This is a genomic window from Nocardia sp. IBHARD005 (assembly GCF_052814245.1).
Genome location: NZ_CP199935.1, coordinates 556,065 through 573,479 on the forward strand (window position 1 = coordinate 556,065; position 17,415 = coordinate 573,479).

General features: G+C 66.4%; 17 protein-coding genes. 14 read left to right on the forward strand and 3 right to left on the reverse strand.

The genetic code is table 11. The features are described 5' to 3' along the window. Positions 1-502: 502 nt before the first annotated feature. Positions 503-1,285: a crotonase/enoyl-CoA hydratase family protein gene (locus ACTWPB_RS02610; RefSeq protein WP_446224139.1), complete on the reverse strand. Its 783-nt coding sequence runs from the start codon at positions 1,283-1,285 to the stop codon at positions 503-505. A gap of 59 nt (positions 1,286-1,344) precedes the next feature. Between ACTWPB_RS02610 and ACTWPB_RS02615 the strand changes: the two genes are divergently transcribed. Together ACTWPB_RS02615 and ACTWPB_RS02620 are read left to right on the forward strand one after the other, a co-directional pair. Beyond that, the gene (locus ACTWPB_RS02615) at positions 1,345-2,988 is read left to right on the forward strand and encodes an acyl-CoA synthetase (protein WP_446224140.1); all 1,644 of its coding nucleotides are present in this window, start codon (positions 1,345-1,347) and stop codon (positions 2,986-2,988) included. Between the two features lie 191 nt (positions 2,989-3,179). Further along, positions 3,180-3,338, forward strand: coding sequence for a hypothetical protein (locus ACTWPB_RS02620; RefSeq protein ID WP_446224141.1), 159 nt, complete (start codon positions 3,180-3,182; stop codon positions 3,336-3,338). A 61-nt stretch (positions 3,339-3,399) separates the two neighbouring features. On the opposite strand, the gene ACTWPB_RS02625 is transcribed toward ACTWPB_RS02620, so the two are convergent. Further along, positions 3,400-4,497, reverse strand: a complete 1,098-nt coding sequence (locus ACTWPB_RS02625) for an acyl-CoA dehydrogenase family protein (protein WP_446224142.1) — start codon at positions 4,495-4,497, stop codon at positions 3,400-3,402. Positions 4,498-4,518: 21 nt separating this feature from the next. Further along, positions 4,519-5,712: an acyl-CoA dehydrogenase family protein gene (locus ACTWPB_RS02630; protein ID WP_446224143.1), complete on the reverse strand. Its 1,194-nt coding sequence runs from the start codon at positions 5,710-5,712 to the stop codon at positions 4,519-4,521. A 187-nt stretch (positions 5,713-5,899) separates the two neighbouring features. Here ACTWPB_RS02630 and ACTWPB_RS02635 point away from each other — a divergent pair, with 187 nt between their 5' ends. The 12 genes from ACTWPB_RS02635 (at position 5,900) to ACTWPB_RS02690 (ending at position 17,375) form a co-directional block, all read left to right on the forward strand. Beyond that, the gene (locus ACTWPB_RS02635; protein ID WP_446224144.1) at positions 5,900-6,088 is read left to right on the forward strand and encodes a ferredoxin; all 189 of its coding nucleotides are present in this window, start codon (positions 5,900-5,902) and stop codon (positions 6,086-6,088) included. A 43-nt stretch (positions 6,089-6,131) separates the two neighbouring features. Next, entirely contained in the window at positions 6,132-7,034 is a 903-nt protein-coding gene (locus ACTWPB_RS02640; RefSeq protein ID WP_446224145.1) for a 3-oxoacyl-ACP reductase, read from the forward strand. A 324-nt stretch (positions 7,035-7,358) separates the two neighbouring features. Then, positions 7,359-8,123 (forward strand): MlaE family ABC transporter permease, encoded by a 765-nt coding sequence (locus tag ACTWPB_RS02645; RefSeq protein ID WP_446224146.1) that lies wholly within the window; start codon positions 7,359-7,361, stop codon positions 8,121-8,123. A gap of 4 nt (positions 8,124-8,127) precedes the next feature. Then, positions 8,128-8,979 carry an MlaE family ABC transporter permease gene (locus tag ACTWPB_RS02650; RefSeq protein WP_446224147.1) on the forward strand — a complete coding sequence of 284 codons (852 nt, stop codon included), beginning with the start codon at positions 8,128-8,130 and terminating at the stop codon, positions 8,977-8,979. 4 nt (positions 8,980-8,983) lie between these two features. Further along, a complete protein-coding gene (locus tag ACTWPB_RS02655) occupies positions 8,984-10,186 on the forward strand; it encodes an MCE family protein (protein ID WP_446224148.1) in 1,203 nt (400 codons plus the stop codon). Continuing rightward, on the forward strand, positions 10,183-11,211 hold the full coding sequence (locus ACTWPB_RS02660; protein WP_446224149.1) for an MCE family protein: 1,029 nt from the start codon (positions 10,183-10,185) through the stop codon (positions 11,209-11,211). Before ACTWPB_RS02655 ends, ACTWPB_RS02660 begins: the two co-directional genes overlap by 4 nt. Then, positions 11,204-12,271: an MCE family protein gene (locus ACTWPB_RS02665; RefSeq protein ID WP_446224150.1), complete on the forward strand. Its 1,068-nt coding sequence runs from the start codon at positions 11,204-11,206 to the stop codon at positions 12,269-12,271. Before ACTWPB_RS02660 ends, ACTWPB_RS02665 begins: the two co-directional genes overlap by 8 nt. Next, positions 12,268-13,533 carry an MCE family protein gene (locus ACTWPB_RS02670; RefSeq protein ID WP_446224151.1) on the forward strand — a complete coding sequence of 422 codons (1,266 nt, stop codon included), beginning with the start codon at positions 12,268-12,270 and terminating at the stop codon, positions 13,531-13,533. The genes ACTWPB_RS02665 and ACTWPB_RS02670 overlap by 4 nt, the downstream gene beginning before the upstream one ends. Continuing rightward, a complete protein-coding gene (locus ACTWPB_RS02675; RefSeq protein WP_446224152.1) occupies positions 13,530-14,756 on the forward strand; it encodes an MCE family protein in 1,227 nt (408 codons plus the stop codon). The genes ACTWPB_RS02670 and ACTWPB_RS02675 overlap by 4 nt, the downstream gene beginning before the upstream one ends. Beyond that, the gene (locus ACTWPB_RS02680; protein WP_446224153.1) at positions 14,753-16,156 is read left to right on the forward strand and encodes an MCE family protein; all 1,404 of its coding nucleotides are present in this window, start codon (positions 14,753-14,755) and stop codon (positions 16,154-16,156) included. Before ACTWPB_RS02675 ends, ACTWPB_RS02680 begins: the two co-directional genes overlap by 4 nt. Further along, positions 16,153-16,893 (forward strand): hypothetical protein, encoded by a 741-nt coding sequence (locus ACTWPB_RS02685; RefSeq protein ID WP_446224154.1) that lies wholly within the window; start codon positions 16,153-16,155, stop codon positions 16,891-16,893. Before ACTWPB_RS02680 ends, ACTWPB_RS02685 begins: the two co-directional genes overlap by 4 nt. Continuing rightward, positions 16,890-17,375: a h domain protein gene (locus ACTWPB_RS02690; RefSeq protein ID WP_446224155.1), complete on the forward strand. Its 486-nt coding sequence runs from the start codon at positions 16,890-16,892 to the stop codon at positions 17,373-17,375. The genes ACTWPB_RS02685 and ACTWPB_RS02690 overlap by 4 nt, the downstream gene beginning before the upstream one ends. Positions 17,376-17,415 lie beyond the last annotated feature (40 nt).

Sequence of the window (17,415 nt, forward strand, 5' to 3'; positions counted from 1 at the left end):
CTGGGTTTCAGGGCGCCAGGGGTCTGGTAGTCCCAGAAGGTTTGACGCTGTGTTTTTGGAGCGCTGGCGCGCTCGAGCGCGGCCCCTGGGGGGCCGCGAGTTAGCCACCGTTGCTGGCGACTTCGTCGCGGACGCAACGGCGGCTAACTCGCGGCCGGGCCGCTACGCCGCTTCGCGGCGGACCCTCCTCGAGGTCGGGTCGTGCGGGGCTGGGAGTGCGGTCATGGCGGATTCACGACCCGGTGGGTGTGGTCATGGCGGTTCGCGCGCTGGTGGGTGCGGTTGCGGCGGTTCGCGCCCTGGTGGTGCGGTTGTGACCGTTCACGACCCGGTGGGTGTGGTCATGGCGGTTCGCGCGCTGGTGGTGCGGTTGTGACCGTTTCACGACCCGGTGGGTGCGGTCATGGCGGTTCGCGCTCTGGTGGGTGCGGTTGCGGCGGTTCGCGCCCTGGTGGTGCGGTTGTGACCGTTCATGACCCGGGTGGGTGCGGTTATCGCGGTTTCACGACCCGGTGAAATCGGGCTTGCGCTTCTCGGCGAAGGCTTTGGGGCCTTCTTTGGCGTCGGCCGACTTGAAGACGGCGGCGCCCAATTCGGCGTCTACCTTGAAGGCGTCGTTCTCGTGCATGCCCTCGGTGTCGCGGATGGTCTTGAGGATCGCCTGTACTGCCAGCGGGCCGTTGGCGGAGATCAGCGCGGCCAGTTCGAGGGCCTTGTCCAGCGCGGTGCCGTCGGGCACGACGTGGCCGATCAGCCCGACCTCCTTGGCTTCGGCGGCCTTGATGTGGCGGCCGGTCAGCAGTAGGTCGGCGGCCACGGTGGCGGGGATCTGGCGGGGGAGCCGGACCGCGGAGCCGCCGAGTGGGAACAGGCCCCAACGGGGCTCGGAGACACCGAATTTCGCGCTCTCACCCGCGACGCGGATATCGGTCGCCTGCAAGATCTCGGTGCCGCCCGCGATGGCAGGGCCCTCGACAGCGGCGATCAGCGGCTTGGTGAGCCGACGGCCCTTGAGCAGTGCGTCGATGCGGGACAGGTCCCAGCCGCCGCCCTTGAAGGAATCGCCGGGGTGCTGGGTGGTCATCGCCTTGAGATCGGCGCCGGCGCAGAACGCGCCACCGGCGCCGGTGAGGATCGCGACGCGGATGTCGGGATCGCTGTCCACCTGGTCCCAGGCGTCGCGCATGATCGCCATCATCTCGCCGGACAGGGCGTTTCGTGCCTCCGGCCGGTTCATGGTGACGATGAGGACATGGTCGCGCTTCTCGACCAAGCAGTGGGCCATCTGAATCTCCTGACGATCTGGTCTTGTCAGAAACAGTAACACGTTCTATTTTTGTCCTTGTGAGCTACAACATAGCCGATCTCGTCGAACATGCCGTCGACTTGATGCCCGACCGGATCGTGCTGGTCGGCGAGCATCGAGAGTCGACCTACGCCCAGCTGGAGGAGCGGGCCAACAAATTGGCCCACTACCTGCAGGAACAGGGTGTGCGTCCCGGCGACAAAGTCGGGATCTATTCCAGGAACACCGTCGAGGCCGTCGAAGCGATGGTGGCTGTCTTCAAGGCACGGGCGGTGATGATCAATGTCAATTTCCGCTATGTCGAGAACGAGTTGCTGCACATCTTCGACAACTCCGACATGGTGGCGCTGATCCACGAGCGCCGCTACACCGACAGGGTGGCGGCGGTTCGGGACAAGGTGCCCGGCCTGAAGACGGTGATCGTCGTCGACGACGGCACCGATGGCCCCACCGGCGCCGGCACCATTGAATACGAAGCGGCGTTGGCTGATGCGTCCGGCGAACGCGACTTCGGGGAGCGCTCTCCCGACGACATCTACATGCTCTACACCGGCGGTACCACGGGCCTGCCCAAGGGCGTGATGTGGCGGCACGAGGATGTCTGGCGGGTGCTCGGCGCCGGCATCAACTTCGTCACCGGCGAGTACACCAAGGACGAATGGGAGCTGGCCAAGGTCGGCGCGGCCAACCCGCAGATGGTGCGTTTCCCGATCCCGCCGATGATCCACGGTGGCTCGCAGTGGGCCACCTTCCACAGCCTGTTCGGCGGCGGCAAGGCCGTGATGATCCCCGAGTTCAGCGGGCACGGTGTGTGGCAGGCCGTCGACAAGCACGGCATCAACCTGATCTTCATCACCGGTGACGCGATGGCGCGCCCGATGCTCGACGCCCTCGCCGAAGGCAACCCGGAAACCGGTGAGCCCTACGATCTTTCGACCCTGTACGTGCTGGCCAGCAGTGCGGCGCTGTTCTCGCCATCGCTCAAGGACAAGTTCCTCGAAGTGCTGCCCAACCGGATGATCTCCGACTCCATCGGCTCCTCGGAGACCGGTTTCGGCGGACTGTCGCTGGTCGCCAAGGGCGCCACCCACACCGGTGGCCCCCGGGTGAAGATCGACGCGGCCACCCAGGTGCTCGACGAGGAAGGCAATCCGGTCGAACCGGGTTCCGGTGTCGTCGGCCTGCTGGCGCGCAGCGGGCACATCCCGCTCGGCTACTACAAGGACGAGGTCAAGTCGGCCGCGACGTTCAAGGAGTTCAACGGGGTCCGGTTCGCGATCCCCGGCGACTACGCGCGCGTCGAGGAGGACGGCTCGGTCACCATGCTCGGCCGTGGTTCGGTGAGCATCAACAGCGGTGGCGAGAAGATCTACCCCGAAGAGGTCGAGGGTGCCCTCAAGGCCCACCCCGACGTCTTCGACGCCATCGTCGTCGGCGTCGAGGACCCCCGCTGGGGCCAGCGCGTCGTCGCCGTCGTCCAGTGCCGTGGCGGCAAGCGCCCCACCCTGGCCGACCTGAAACCCGTACTGGCCCAGGAGATCGCGTCCTACAAGCAGCCACGCAGCCTGTGGTTCGTCGACGAGATCAAACGCTCACCCGCGGGCAAACCGGACTACCGCTGGGCCAAATCCCAAACCGACGAGCGCCCCGCCGACGAACACGCCGAAGCGGGTTCAGCCTAGCCAGACAATCAAGATCAACAGGCCATGGTGGATTTTTGTACTCGGCCGATGCCGCCACCATGGCCTGGTGATCGCTTGTCCATCTCGTCACCCCGTTCGGCGTTGTCGCCGGGCGGGGTGATGTGGTGTCCGCGGGTATGTTCGGGACTACGGCTTGCTGGATTCGGCGTTGGCTCGGCCGCAGTCCGTGGGTGTTTTTGCACATCAACGGGTTCCCGTTGGGCGAGACGTTGGATAACGACCGTGCCGAGGTTTTTGTCCTCGAAGTGTGCCAGGGGCAGCTCGAGGTGCCTGTCATCGCGCTCGAGGTGCCTGTCATCGCGAAGGAACTTGTCCGCTTCGCCCGTTAGACAAGACGGCGCTCGTACTCACACAACATTGTGAATACGAGCGCCAGTGAACAGCAGGAAGCTAGCTTGCCAGCTCCGCGCCCAAAGCTAGGAGGTGCGGGGTTGCGCCGCCGAGGGCGAATTCGTGGTGTTTGGCGGCGGTGAAGTAGTTGTGGGTGATGTGGTCGCGGTCGATGCCGAGGCCGCCGTGGACGTGGACGACGGTGTGGGCGACCTTGTGCCCGGCCTCGGCCGCCCAGAACTTGGCGATGTGGATGGCCTCGGCGGCGGGCAGGTCCTCCGCGAGGCGCCAGGCGCCCTGGGTGACCGTGAGGCGCAGGCCGCCGATGTCGATGTAGGCGTCGGACAGGCGCTGGGCCACCGACTGGAACGAGCCGATCGGCTTGCCGAACTGTTCGCGGGTGCGGGTGTGCTCGGCGGTCAGCTCGAGCGCGCGCTCCAGGGTGCCCAGTTGCAGGGCCGACAGGCCGAGCCAGGCGTGTTCGCGCAGCCAGGTGAGGATGTCGGCGCCTGCCTCGATGGTGCCGAGCAGTTCGCCCGGAGTGGCCGCGAGCTCGACGGCGAACTCGGGGCTCAGGTCGACGACCTGCTGGGCGGTACGGGTGACCGAAGCGTGCTCCGGATCGACCACGAAGACGCCGACACCGGTGGCGGTGATGGCGGGCACCAGGATTCGTTCGGCCCGGTCGGCACAGGCGACGGTGGTCGCGGTACCGGTCAGCGCCCATGCGGCACCGGCGGCCGCGGCGACGATGCCCGGCGCGCTGGTGGTGGCGCGCAGTTCCTCGGCGAGCGCGGCGGTCAGCACGATCTCGCCCGCGCCTGCCCGCGCGGCCAGCTGCTGCTGGCCTGCATCGCCGAACTTCGCCAGCGCGCCCGCGCCGAGGACGATCGACCACAGGTAGGGCACGGCGGCGACCACGCGGCCGAGTTCACGCAGGATCGCGGTCTGCTCGAGCATGCCGAAATCGCTGCCGCCCAGTGCTTCCGGCAGGGCGGCGGCCAGCACGCCGGTCTCGGCGAGCGCCTTCCAGAGCTGCTCGTCGAAGCGGGCGGCGGTGTCGAGTTCACGCAGGCGATCGGCGGTGACCAGCTTGGCGCAGACCTCGCCGGTCAGCCGGGCGAGATCGGTCTGGGCTTCGGTGGGAGTGAAATCCATGGGAGATACCGGCTTTCGGGATCAGCGGGCGGATGCGGGCTGGCGCAGGGCGGTCATGGCGATGATGTCGCGCTGCACCTCGTTGGTGCCGCCGCCGAAGGTGAGGATCAGCGCGGCACGGTGCATCCGCTCTAGCCTGCCGAGCATGTGCGCGCCGGGGGAGTCCTGGCGCAGGTAGGCGTGCGGGCCGACGACTTCCATCAGCAGGCGGTAGGTCTCGGTGGCGAGTTCGGTGCCGTAGACCTTGCACGCGGACGCGTCCCACGGCTTGGGTGCCGCTTCGCCGCCCAGATCGGCGCGACTGGCGATCTCCCAGTTCAGCAGCTTGAGGTATTCGACCTTGGCGTACACGCGAGCCAGGTTGAGCCGCACCCATTCCTGATCGATCACGCGCTTGCCGTCGGACAGGGTGGTTTCCCTGGCCCACTCGACGGTCTGCGCGACCGCGAGGCTCAGCGGACCCGCCGAGGTGAGGGCGACGCGCTCGTGGTTGAGCTGGTTGGTGATCAGCGACCAGCCGCCGTTCTCCGGACCGACCATCGCCGAGGCGGGCACCCGCACGTCCTGGTAGTAGGTGGCGCTGGTGTCGGGCCCGGCCATCGTGTGCACCGGCGTCCAGGAGAACCCTTCGGCGTTTGTCGCCACGATGAGCATCGTGATGCCCTTGTGCTTCTTGGCCGTCGGATCGGTTCGCACGGCCAGCCAGATGTAGTCGGCGTAGGCGATGAGGCTGGTCCACATCTTCTGGCCGTTGATCACGAAGTCGTCGCCGTCGCGCACCGCGGTGGTCCGTAGCGAGGCCAGGTCGGTGCCGGCACCCGGCTCGGAGTAGCCGATGGCGAAGTGCAGCTCACCGGAGGCGATCTTGGGCAGGAAGAACTTCTTCTGCTCTTCGGTGCCGTACTGCATGATGGTCGGCGCGACCGAGTTGAGCGTGAGGAACGGGACCGGCGCGCCCGCGATGGCCGCTTCCTCGACGAAGATCAGCTGATCCATCGTGGTGCGGTCCTGGCCGCCGTACTCCTTGGGCCAGCTCAGGGTGAGCCAGCCGTCGCGGCCCATCTCGCGCACGACCTCGCGGTAGACATTGCCGGAGCCGTATTCGCCGGTCGTCATGCTCAGCGCCGCGCGGCGTTGCGGTGTCATCAGCTTCGCGAAATATTCGCGCAGCTCGGCGCGCAATTCTTCCTGCTGCGGCGTATACGCGACGCGCATGCTTCCTACCTCGGTGTCGAGCTGAACGGGCGGGTGGCGGGGCGCAGGGGTTTGAGCCCCGCCGAAACCGATCATTGCATACGAACTGGAACATGTTCCAGTATTGATGGTGATTTGGTGTCTGTTCCGCTTCGCGGGCCAGGCGGTCTGAGTTAGTGTCGCCAATACCGTGTGGAAGGAAGTTCTCATGAAGATCATCGTCGATTTCGACCGGTGCGAAGCGAACGGCGTCTGTGTCGGAATCGCCCCTGACATGTTCGAACTCGATGACGACGATCTGTTGACCGTCGCCGAGGGTGATGTCGAGCCCGATCGCCTCGCCGACGCAGAGGAGGCCGTGGCGCAGTGCCCCAAGGCCGCGCTGAGGTTGGCGTGATCGGCTCTTGTCGGATGGTGGAACACGTTCTAGAGTCGGCCGAATGAGTGTGACGCAGATTTCATTGGAGGGTCGGGTCGCTATCGTGACCGGCGCGGGCGCCGGGCTCGGCAGGGCTGAAGCTCTCGCGCTGGCGTCGGCCGGTGCGGCGGTGGTCGTCAACGACCTCACCGAGAACGCGGCGGCCGAGACCATCGCCGCGATCCGCGAGCTCGGTGGCAAGGCGGAATTCGTCGGCGGCTCCATCGCTGAGCGCTCGACAGCCGACGCGCTCGTCGCGACCGCGCAGCAATCGCTGGGCGGGCTCGACATCGTCGTCAACAACGCGGGCATCACCCGCGACCGCATGCTGTTCAACATGTCCGACGAGGACTGGGACGCGGTGATCGCGGTACACCTGCGCGGACACTTCCTGCTCACCCGCAACGCGGCCGCCTACTGGCGCGCGGCGTCCAAGGCGGCGGGCGCGCCGGTCTACGGCCGGCTGGTCAACACCTCCTCGGAGGCGGGTCTGCTCGGACCGGAGGGCCAGGCCAACTACGGCGCGGCCAAGGCGGGCATCACCGCCCTCACGCTGACCGCGTCGCGCGTGCTGTCCAGGTACGGCGTGCGCGCCAACGCGATCTGCCCCCGGGCCAGGACCGCGATGACCGAAGCGGTCTTCGCCGAAGCGCCCGAGGGCACCGTCGACCCGCTGGCGCCCGAGCACGTCGCCAAGCTCGTCGCCTACCTCGCCTCGCCCGCCGCCGATGCGGTCAACGGTCAGGTGTTCGTCGTCTACGGCCCGATGGTGGCGCTGATGGCGGCACCGACGGTCGAGCAGCGCTTCGACGCCGCGGGCGCCGAATGGTCCGAGGCCGACCTCGCCGCCACCCTCGGTGGCTACTTCGCAGACCGCCCCGCCGACCACACCTTTTCGGCGCGCGACCTCCGAGATCTGGGCTGAGAAGTCCGGTCCGCGGTTGCCCGATGTTGGCCCGCCGCGCACCCCGCCGGTTTTGTCTTGCCTGTCGTGTTGATCACCAGTCCAGGTCTTGGTAGACATGACCGTCGGGGTGTGTGACGCCTCACAGGAGGGCTGCCGATTTGAATAAGAATCCGTTTCAGTTTTGACAGCGATTTACCAGAAAAAGTCCTGGTCTGAGTCTACGAAAATGGCAGACGTTAGCAGGAACATGTTCTAGTCTTTGGGCAGTCTTCAGATCGGGGTGGCAGTGCAGTACGGGTACGCGGACAAATCGGTCCGCCCGTCGAAAGAGGAGGATTCGGAATGAACAACCTCCTTGCTGTCCCGTTGCGGGCGGTCGGCGGATTCTTCGAACTCGGCGCGGAGGTGGCACGCGCCACCGTCCGCAAGCCGTTCCAATGGCGCGAATTCATCGACCAGGCCTGGTTCGTGGCTCGGGTCTCGATCGTGCCGACGCTGTTGGTCGCCATCCCGTTCACCGTGCTGGTGGTCTTCACGCTCAACATCCTGCTGCGCGAGATCGGCGCCGCCGATCTCAGCGGAGCGGCCGCCGCGTTCGGTGCCGTCACCCAGGTCGGCCCGATCGTCACGGTGCTGATCGTGGCGGGTGCGGGCGCCACCGCGATCTGCGCCGACCTGGGCGCGCGCACGATTCGCGAAGAGATCGACGCGATGAAGGTGCTCGGCATCGACCCGGTCAGCCGACTGGTCGTGCCGCGCGTGTTCGCCTCGATGTTCGTGGCACTGATGCTCAACAGCCTGGTGTGCACCATCGGCATCGCCGGCGGTTTCGTGTTCTCGGTCTTCCTCCAAGGCGTGAACCCCGGCGCGTTCGTCAACGGGATTCCGCTGCTGACGAATCTGTCCGAGCTGATCCTCTCCGAAATCAAGGCGGGCTTGTTCGGCCTGATCGCCGGAATGGTCGCCTGTTATCTCGGGCTCCAGGTCAAAGGTGGACCCAAGAGTGTCGGTGACGCGGTGAACCAAACAGTGGTATTCGCGTTCATGGCGCTGTTCGTGGTGAATGTGGTTGTCACCGCGATCGGCCTGAAATTCACGGTGCGGTGACCACATGGCATTCATAGTTCGCAGTAAGTTTCCGCGCACGGTCCGCCGTTTCGACCGGATGTCGAAATCGGTTGATTCCCTGGGCGATCAGGCCATCTTCTACGTCAAGGCACTCGGCTCGGTGCCGCGCGCGCTGGTGCACTACCGCACCGAAACCATCCGGCTCATCGCCGAGATCAGCATGGGCAGTGGCGCCTTGGCCGTGATCGGCGGCACCGTGGTGATCGTCGGCTTCCTGACTCTCATGGCAGGCGGCACCATCGCGGTGCAGGGCTACAGCTCGCTCGGCAATATCGGTGTCGAGGCCCTGACCGGCTTCTTCGCCGCCCTCATCAATGTGCGCATCGCGGCACCGGTGATCTCCGGTATCGGGCTGGCCGCCACGATCGGCGCCGGCGCGACCGCCCAGCTCGGCGCGATGCGCGTGGCCGAGGAGATCGACGCGCTGGAATCGATGGCTATTCGGCCGATTCCGTTCCTGGTCGGCACCAGGGTGCTGGCGGGCATGATCGCGATCGTGCCGCTCTACGCACTGGCGGTGATCGCCTCGTTCATCGCCAGCCGCTTCGCGACCGTGGTGATCTACGGGCAGTCCGGCGGCGTCTACGACCACTACTTCTCGACGTTCCTCATCCCGAGCGACATTCTCTGGTCGTTCGCGCAGGCGATCGTGATGGCGCTGGCCGTGATGCTGATCCACACCTACTACGGCTTCCACGCCGCGGGTGGTCCGGTGGGCGTCGGCGTCGCGGTCGGTAACGCGGTGCGCTCGTCGCTGATCGCGGTCGTCACTGTGACGCTGCTGATCTCGCTGGCCATCTACGGCACCTCCGGCAACTTCCACCTCTCGGGATAGCGTGATGAACATTTCACGGATCGTTGCCGCATTGCAGGGCGGGCTCGGGCGCAAGCTCGCCGCGCTCACGATGGTCGGCTTGCTCGTTGGGCTTGCGGCCTTCGCTTTCGCCCTCTTCCAAGGCGCGTTCACCACCACCGCACAGGTGCTGGTCGACGCGCCACGCGCCGGCCTCGTGCTCGACCCTGACGCCAAGGTGAAGGTGCGCGGCGTCGAGATCGGCCGGGTCGCCGAGATCAGCCTGCGCGAGGACGGCGCACAGATACGGCTCGAGGTCGACCCCGACCAGTTGAAGCTGGTGCCGTCGAACGCGGGTGTCGACATTCGTTCGACCACGGTGTTCGGCGCCAAGTACGTGAATTTCATTGTCCCCGAACAGCCTGCGTCCAGCTCGCTGAAGGCGGGCAGTACGGTCGCGGCGAGTGCGGTGACGGTGGAGTTCAACACGCTGTTCCAGCACCTGTCCGATGTGCTCGCCCAGGTGGAACCGGAGAAGCTCAATGCCACGCTCACCGCGCTCGGTACCGCACTGCAGGGCCGCGGCGACAAGCTGGGCGAACTGCTGGTGAGCTCGGACCGCTACCTGCGCGAGATCAACCCGTATCTGCCTACGCTGCAACAGGATCTGGACAAGACGGCCCAGGTGACCAACATCTACGCCGACGCTTCCGGCGCGCTGCTGCGCACCGTGGACAACGCCACGGTCACCGCGAAGACATTGTCGGAGTTGCAAGCTCAGCTCGACGATGTGCTCGTGAACGTGATCGGACTGTCCGACACGACGGGTTCGGTGTTGCGGGACAACGAATCCAACCTTGTCACCGCGCTCGACCTGCTGCGGCCGACGACCAGCCTGCTGTTCGAATACGCGCCGGCGCTGAGCTGCATCATCGATGGACTCGGCCCGCTTATGCCGTTGGCCGAGGAGGTATTCGGCGGCGGGCTGCCCGGCGTCGGCATGAACGCCTCGCTCATGCCCGGCTCCAAGCCCTACACCTACCCCGAGGACCTGCCCAAGGTGAACGCCACCGGCGGACCGCATTGTGAGGGCGTGGTAACCCGTGTGCCGGACAGCCACTCGAACTATGTGGTGACCGATACCAGTCAGGGCACGGTGTACACACCGCGTACCGGGCCGCCCGAATTGAACAGCGCACCAAAGGTTTTCCAGCTCTTGCTGGAAGGATTGCCGGGAGTGACACGGTGAAGAACACAGCGACGACAGTCAAGCTCGCGATCTTCACCGTAGTGATGACGCTCGTGTTCGCCGGCTTGGCGATCGTGCTGAGTCAGGCACGATTCTCCAGCGAGAACGGGTACAAGGCGGTGTTCACCAGCTCCTCGGGCATGCTGGCGGGGTCGAAGGTGCGGATCGCGGGTGTGCCGGTCGGCTCGGTGACCTCGGTGAAGGTCGGCGACGACGATCTCGCCCAGGTCGAGTTCGACGTGGACACCAAATACTCCGTGCTCGCCAGCACCCGCCTGGCGATCAAGTACGAGAACCTGGTCGGTGACCGGTACCTGGAGCTGAAGGAAGGTCCGGGCTCGCCCCGCGAGCTGCCCGACGGCGCCACCATCGGCAAGGAGCAGACCACGCCCGCGCTGGATCTGGACCTGCTGCTTGGCGGTTTCAAACCGCTGCTGCGTGGGCTCGATCCCGGCCAGGTCAACGACCTGACCTCGGCGCTGCTGCAGATCTTCCAGGGCCAGGGCGGCACGCTGGTCTCGCTGCTCAACAGCGGTGGCAGCTTCGCCGATACCCTCGCCGATCGCGATGCCCTGATCGGCAGCGTGATCGACAACCTGAACACCGTGCTGGCCACCATCGACGATCGCGACGAGCAGTTCGCCACCACGATCGACGAATTGCAGCGCCTGGTCAGCGGATTGGCCGCCGATCGCGACCCGATCGGCGCCGCGCTACCGCGGATCGCCGGTGCGACAAAGGAACTCAACGACCTGCTGACCACCGCACGCCCCGACCTGCGCAACACGATCGCGCAGACCGGCAGGCTGGCCACCAACCTCGACAACGGCTCCGACCACATCCAATGGGTCCTCGAGAAGCTGCCGGAAACCTACAAGCAACTCGTCCGCGTCGGTGCCTACGGTTCGTTCCTGCAGCTGTACATCTGCGGCACCAACCTCGTTGTCGACGGCCCGAACGGCCAGCCGATGGAAGTGAAGTTGCCGGGCCTGCAGGCGACCGGAAGGTGTACGCCCAATGAGTGAGAAGAAGTCGTCGGCCGTCACCATCGGCATCGTCGGCATTGTGCTGGTGGTGACGATCTCGCTCGCCACCCTGCAATTCACCAAGCTGCCGTTCATTCGCTCCGGCGCGACTTTCACCGCGTTCTTCGTCGACGCGGGCGGGCTGGTGCCGGGCGACCCGGTGCATGTGGCCGGCGTGCGCTCCGGCGAAGTCGACCAGGTCTCGCTCGACGGTCCCAAGGTGCTGGTGAAGTTCACCCTCGACGAGTCGATTGTGCTGGGCCACAAGACTTCCGCCGCGATCAAGACCAACACGGTGCTCGGTCGCAAGTCCCTGGATGTGGTGCCGACCGGACAGGGCGCGCTGCGTACTTCCGACACCATCCCGCTCGACCGGACCACCTCGCCGTACTCGCTCAACGAGGCGCTCAGCGACCTCGGCGCGACCGTCCGCGATCTCGACTTGGATCAGGTCGACAAGACCCTGGACGCCCTGTCGGCGGCCTTCGCCGAGACACCGGGCCCGCTGCGCAACGCCCTCGACGGCGTCACCGCGCTCTCGCGCAGCATCAATACGCGCGACCAGGCGCTGACCGATCTGCTCGGCCGGGCCCAGAACGTCACCAAGGTGCTGGCCGACCGTAGTTCGCAGCTCAACGCGCTACTGCTCGACGGCAACAACCTGCTCGGCGAACTCGACAACCGTCGCGCCGCCATCAACCAGCTCATCGTCTACGTCGACTCGGTCGCCAAGCAACTCTCCGGGCTGGTCGCCGACAACGAGGCGCAGATGAAACCGACACTGGACCGGCTCAATTCGGTGCTCGGCCTGTTGCAGCGCAACAAGCAGAACCTGTCGGAAGCGCTCGAGGGTATCGGCCCCTACGCCTCGGCGCTCGGCGAGCAGGTCGGCAACGGTCCGTGGTTCAACGCCTACGTGGTGAACGCGTCGAGTACCGAGTTGCGTCCGCTGGTGGACGCACTGGTCTGGCCCGAGCACCTGCCGCAGGACCTGATCGACATCTTCACGCACCCGGCGCCGCCGAGCATCGTGCCGACCGAGGAGGATCCGCCGCGATGAGCATCGCATCGAAAGTCCGCGGCGTGCCGCGTTGGACGCTCGCGGTCGCCGTAGTGGTGATCGTCGCGCTGGTCGTGGTCGGGGTCTACACCACCCTTGGTATCGGCAAGACCAAGATCACCGCCGCCTTCACCTCCACCACCGGCCTGTACGTGGGCGACGAGGTGCGGATGCTCGGAGTCAAGATCGGCAAGATCGACGCGATCGAGCCCGGCGAGGGCCGGGTGCAGGTGCGGATGTCGGTCGACCGCGGCATCGACCTGCCCGCCGACGCGCGCGCCGTGCTCATCGCGCCCTCGCTGGTGTCGGCCCGGTTCATCCAGCTCGCGCCCGCCTACGACGGTGGCCCGAAGCTGGCCGACGGTGCGCAGATCCCGATCGAGCGCACCGCCGTCCCGGTGGAGTGGGACGACATCAAGGCCGAACTGACCAATCTCGCAACCGCTCTCGGGCCGGTAGGCGATGACAAGCAGGGTTCGTTCGGGCGTGTCGTCGACACTGCCGCGAACAATCTCGACGGCAACGGCCAGAAGTTCCGTAACACCCTGCGCGAACTGTCGGCGACGCTGAATACGTTGTCCGACGGGCGAACCGACCTGTTCGGCACCATCCGCAACCTGCAGAAGTTCGTCGAGGTGCTCTCGGCGAGCAACGAGCAGATCGTGCAGTTCGGCGGCCGCCTGGCCTCGGTGGCCTCGGTACTCGCCGGTGCGTCGGAGGAGCTGGGTGCGGGACTGGACAGTCTGGATGTGGCGCTCGCCGATGTGCAGCGCTTCCTCGAAGGCAGTGGTGCCGAGCTCACCGACGGTGTCGAGCGGCTCGCCGATGTCACCCAGACGCTGGTCGACAAGCGGCCGGAGATCGAACGGCTGCTGCATTCCGCGCCGACCGCGCTGGTGAACTTCTACCAGATCTACAAGCCGGCCCAGGGCTCGCTCAGCGGCTCTGTGTCACTGAACAATACGTCCAGCCCGCTGACCTTCCTCTGCGGTTCCATCCGCGCGCTCGAGCACAACGACTCGGACCGGTCGGCGGATCTGTGCGCGGAATTCATCGCCCCGGTGATCAGTTCGCTGGCGATGAACTACGTGCCGATCATGCTCAACCCGGTCGGCGGCACGCAGGCCCTGCCCGGCCAGTTGACGTACAGCCCGCCGAGTTTGGCCGCAGAGGTGCCGTCCGCGCCGGTGGCCCCGACGACGGCTCCGATCACCGTGCCGAACGGTCTTGCCGGACTTGCGGTTCCAGGAGGACAACGATGACGCCCCAACGCATGCTCGCCGGGTTGGCGGTGGGCGTCGCCGTGACGCTCGGCACGACCGGCTGTCAATGGGACGGGCTCAACTCGCTACCCATGCCAGGCTCAGAGGGCAGGGGCCCCGGTTCGTACACTGTGCGGATCCAGATGCCCAATGTCACTACACTGACCCGGAATTCGCCGGTGCGCGTGGACGACGTCGAGGTCGGCAATGTCACCGGGATCGATGTCGAGGGCTGGCACGCGCTGGTCACGGTGTCGCTGAATCCCGAGGTGAAACTGCCCGCCAACGCGATCGCCAAGATCGGCCAGACCAGCTTGCTCGGCAGCAATCACGTGGAGCTGTCCGCGCCTACCGCGACGCCGGCCCAGGGTCAGCTGCGCAACAACGACGTGATCCCGCTGGAGCGGGCCGGCGCCTACCCCACCACCGAACAGGTGCTCTCCTCACTGTCGGTAGTGCTCAACGGCGGTGGCATCGCCCAGCTCGAGACCATCACCAGGGAGCTGAACGCGGCGCTCAACGGCCGCGAGGCCGAGATCGCCGATCTGCTGCCGCAGCTCGACCAGCTCCTCACCGGCCTGGACAGGCAGACCGGCAGCATCATCGCCGCGATGGCGGGCCTCGACCGGCTCGCGGGCAACCTCGCCGACCAGAAGGACGTGCTGGCCCGCGCGATCGACGAGATCCACCCGGCACTGACCGCACTCGCCGACCGCACCGCCAACATCACCAGGGCGGTGACCGCGCTGGGTGAGCTCAGCGATGTCACCGAGCGGATCATCCAGACCAGCGGTGACGATCTGAAGGCCAACCTGGCCAGCCTCGGCCCGGTGCTGGAGACCCTGGCCAACACCGGCACCAACCTCGTCGACGCGCTGGGCATCATTCCCTCCTTCCCGTTCCCGATCAAGAACATCGGCAACGCGATCAAGGGCGACTACCTCAACCTCTACATCACCTTCGACCTGACCGGTAAGCGCTTGGACAGCAACTGGCTCACCGGTACTCCGCTCGGCGGACGCTTCGGTGGTGTCGAGGGTGTGCTCGGTAGTTTCGCGCCGTCGACGGCGACCGACGCGGGCGATCCGACCAAGCTCCCGCAGGCGCCCGCACCCAGTGCGGCACCGACGCCGACACTGCCCGGCCTGCCGCCCATACCCGGCCTGCCGGCCATCCCCGGAATCACCGTGCCGCTGCCCGGCCAGGAAGGGACCGGACGATGAAACTCACCAGGTTCGTCCACGTTCAGCTAGCGATCTTCGCGGTACTCACCGTGATCGGTCTCGTCGTGATGGGCGGGACATACATCCAGCTACCCGCGATGTTCGGGATCGGCCGCTACGACGTGACGGTTCAGCTAGCCGCCACCGGCGGGCTGTATCCGACCGCCAATGTCTCCTACCGCGGCACCAATATCGGCAAGGTCGAGGCGGTGCGGCTCACCCCGGCCGGGGTCGAGGCGGACCTGTCGATCGACAGCGATTACCAGGTGCCGTCGGACTCGACCGCCTGGGTACGCAGTGTTTCGGCGATCGGTGAGCAGTACATCGACCTGGTGCCCGAGGCCGACGCGGGCTCGGCGAATCTGCGCGACGGCTCGGTAATCCCGGTGCAGCGCACCAAGCTGCCCCAGGATGTCGGCACGATGCTCGACCAGGCCGACAAGCTGCTCTCGACCGTCGCCGATACCCGGCTGCGCCAGGTGATCGACGAGGCGTTCCAGGCGTTCAACGGCGCGGGCCCTGACCTGCAGCGGTTCATCGACTCGGCGTCGCTGCTGGTGCAGCAGGCCGAAACCGATGTGGATCCGACGAAGAAACTGCTCGATCAGATCGGCCCGCTGCTGGACACCCAGATCCAGTCCGATGCCAATATTCGTTCCTGGACAACAGATCTCGCGACCCTCACCGATCAGCTCCGCGAGTCCGACCCGACGTTGCGAAACCTGTTGCACAACAGCCCTTCCGCGATGCAGAAGGTGACCGAGCAGTTCCAGAGTCTGCGTCCGACGCTGCCCCTGCTGGCGGGCAATCTGGTGAGTCTCGGCCAGGTCGCGGTGACGTATCACGCTGGCCTCGAACAACTCCTGGTCGTTTTCCCGCCGCTGATCGCGGCGTTGCGGACGATCCTGCGCGGACCAACCAAGTACGGCGCGATGGTCGACTTCATGACCGTGGTCCACGACCCACCCGCCTGCACCACCGGCTTCCTGCCCCCCGACCAGTGGCGTGAGCCGAGTGACTTCACCCCGATCGACACCCCCGAGGGGCTGTACTGCAAGGTAGCTCAGGATTCTCCGATCGAAGTGCGCGGTATTCGCAACAGTCCGTGCATGGAGTATCCCGGCGTCCGGGCGCCCACTCCCGAACTGTGCCGGACGGGGTACGTGCCGCTGGGCACGAACCCGCCGTTCGGCGCGCCGCAGCCGGTAGCCCCGGCCTCGGCCCCCACCGGCGCGTCCACCGGCGGAGTCACCCCCGCCGCTGCGCGCCCCTACGATCCGTCCACGGGCAGCTATCTCGGCCCCGACGGACGCATGTACCGCCAAGGTGATATCGCCGCCGATGGTTCGGGCACTGTTCCGGCCAGCTGGCAGGCGATGTTGGAGGAGCAGCAGAGATGAGTGAGAGCAACAACGCCCGTCCGCGTCGGCGGGCAGCCAGGTCGGCGGGTCCGCCGGTGGAGGATGTGCAGGTCGTCGACGTGACAGTCGACGCGGCTGCGGGTGCATCGGCCGAGGTAGCCGATGCCGAGGTGGCTCCGGACGAGGATGTCACGGTGGTCGCGGCTGCCGTCGAGCTGACGAAGTCCGCGGTGGTGTCCGAGGACGCCGACGATGATTCGGCCGAGCTCGACGAAGAAGACGCGAAGCTGACGCGGCTGGGGCAGATCATCGGGCTCGCCGCCGCCGCGGTGCTGGTGTTGGCGCTGGTCGTCGGTGCCACGTTCACCGCGCTCGCCGCGCGGTCGGGCAGCCAGGACGAGGATCTGCGCGCGCAGTACACCCAGACCGCGCGTCAGGCGGTCATCAACCTGACCACCATTCGCGCCGATTCCGCCAAGGAGGACATCGAGCGGATCCTGTCGGTGGCCTCGGGCGAGTTCAAGACCGAGTTCGACGGTCGCGTCGACCCGTTCATGGATGTGGTGAAGCAGGCCAAGGTGGTCTCCAGCGGCGAGGTGGTCGAGTCGGGCATCGAGTCCGTCGGCGAGAATTCGGCGAAGGTGCTGGTCGCCGCCAAGCAGATGGTGAGTAATACCGGTTCGGCCGAACCGCAGTCGCGGCAGTACCGATTCCGGATCACGGTGTCGAAGGGCGATACCGGGATGACCGTGTCGAAAGTGGAGTTCGTGGGATGAGTAAGCGAATCAAGATCGTCTTCAGCGCCCTCGCCGCGATCGGTGTGGTCGCGGCTGTCGTCCTCGGCATCAGCGGCTATCAGCTGTGGCAGCAGGACAAGACCGACCAGGCGCGCACCGATGCGATGACCACCGCCGGCCGCACGGTGAGCGCGATGTTCACCTATGAGCCCGCCACTGTCGACACCGAATTACCAAGGGCCGCCGACAATCTCACCGAACAGTTCCGCGCCGAGTATCTGAAGCTGGTCGAGCAGGCCATCGCGCCGGGCGCCAAGGAGAAGCAGCTCACCGTCAAGGCCACCACCCAGGCCGAGGGCGTGGTCTCGGCGGAGCCGGAGCATGCCGTCGTCCTGCTGTACCTGAACCAGCTGACCACCAGCAAGGATTCACCTGAGGGTGCCACCTCGGGCAGCCGGGTGCGGGTCACCCTGGACAAGGCCGGCAACCGCTGGCTGGTCGCCCAAGTGACGCCGGTCTGACCACCGGCAGCCCCAACTTAGTTGGTCGGTTGATCACTAG

Bases quoted from the DNA above. Each gene is read 5' to 3' on its own strand.
- ACTWPB_RS02610 (WP_446224139.1), bottom strand. From the start codon at position 1,285: ATGGCCCACTGCTTGGTCGAGAAGCGCGACCATGTCCTCATCGTCACC.
- ACTWPB_RS02625 (WP_446224142.1), bottom strand. From the start codon at position 4,497: ATGGATTTCACTCCCACCGAAGCCCAGACCGATCTCGCCCGGCTGACC.
- ACTWPB_RS02630 (WP_446224143.1), bottom strand. From the start codon at position 5,712: ATGCGCGTCGCGTATACGCCGCAGCAGGAAGAATTGCGCGCCGAGCTG.
- ACTWPB_RS02635 (WP_446224144.1), top strand. From the start codon at position 5,900: ATGAAGATCATCGTCGATTTCGACCGGTGCGAAGCGAACGGCGTCTGT.
- ACTWPB_RS02640 (WP_446224145.1), top strand. From the start codon at position 6,132: ATGAGTGTGACGCAGATTTCATTGGAGGGTCGGGTCGCTATCGTGACC.
- ACTWPB_RS02645 (WP_446224146.1), top strand. From the start codon at position 7,359: ATGAACAACCTCCTTGCTGTCCCGTTGCGGGCGGTCGGCGGATTCTTC.
- ACTWPB_RS02650 (WP_446224147.1), top strand. From the start codon at position 8,128: ATGGCATTCATAGTTCGCAGTAAGTTTCCGCGCACGGTCCGCCGTTTC.
- ACTWPB_RS02655 (WP_446224148.1), top strand. From the start codon at position 8,984: ATGAACATTTCACGGATCGTTGCCGCATTGCAGGGCGGGCTCGGGCGC.
- ACTWPB_RS02665 (WP_446224150.1), top strand. From the start codon at position 11,204: ATGAGTGAGAAGAAGTCGTCGGCCGTCACCATCGGCATCGTCGGCATT.
- ACTWPB_RS02670 (WP_446224151.1), top strand. From the start codon at position 12,268: ATGAGCATCGCATCGAAAGTCCGCGGCGTGCCGCGTTGGACGCTCGCG.
- ACTWPB_RS02675 (WP_446224152.1), top strand. From the start codon at position 13,530: ATGACGCCCCAACGCATGCTCGCCGGGTTGGCGGTGGGCGTCGCCGTG.
- ACTWPB_RS02680 (WP_446224153.1), top strand. From the start codon at position 14,753: ATGAAACTCACCAGGTTCGTCCACGTTCAGCTAGCGATCTTCGCGGTA.
- ACTWPB_RS02685 (WP_446224154.1), top strand. From the start codon at position 16,153: ATGAGTGAGAGCAACAACGCCCGTCCGCGTCGGCGGGCAGCCAGGTCG.
- ACTWPB_RS02690 (WP_446224155.1), top strand. From the start codon at position 16,890: ATGAGTAAGCGAATCAAGATCGTCTTCAGCGCCCTCGCCGCGATCGGT.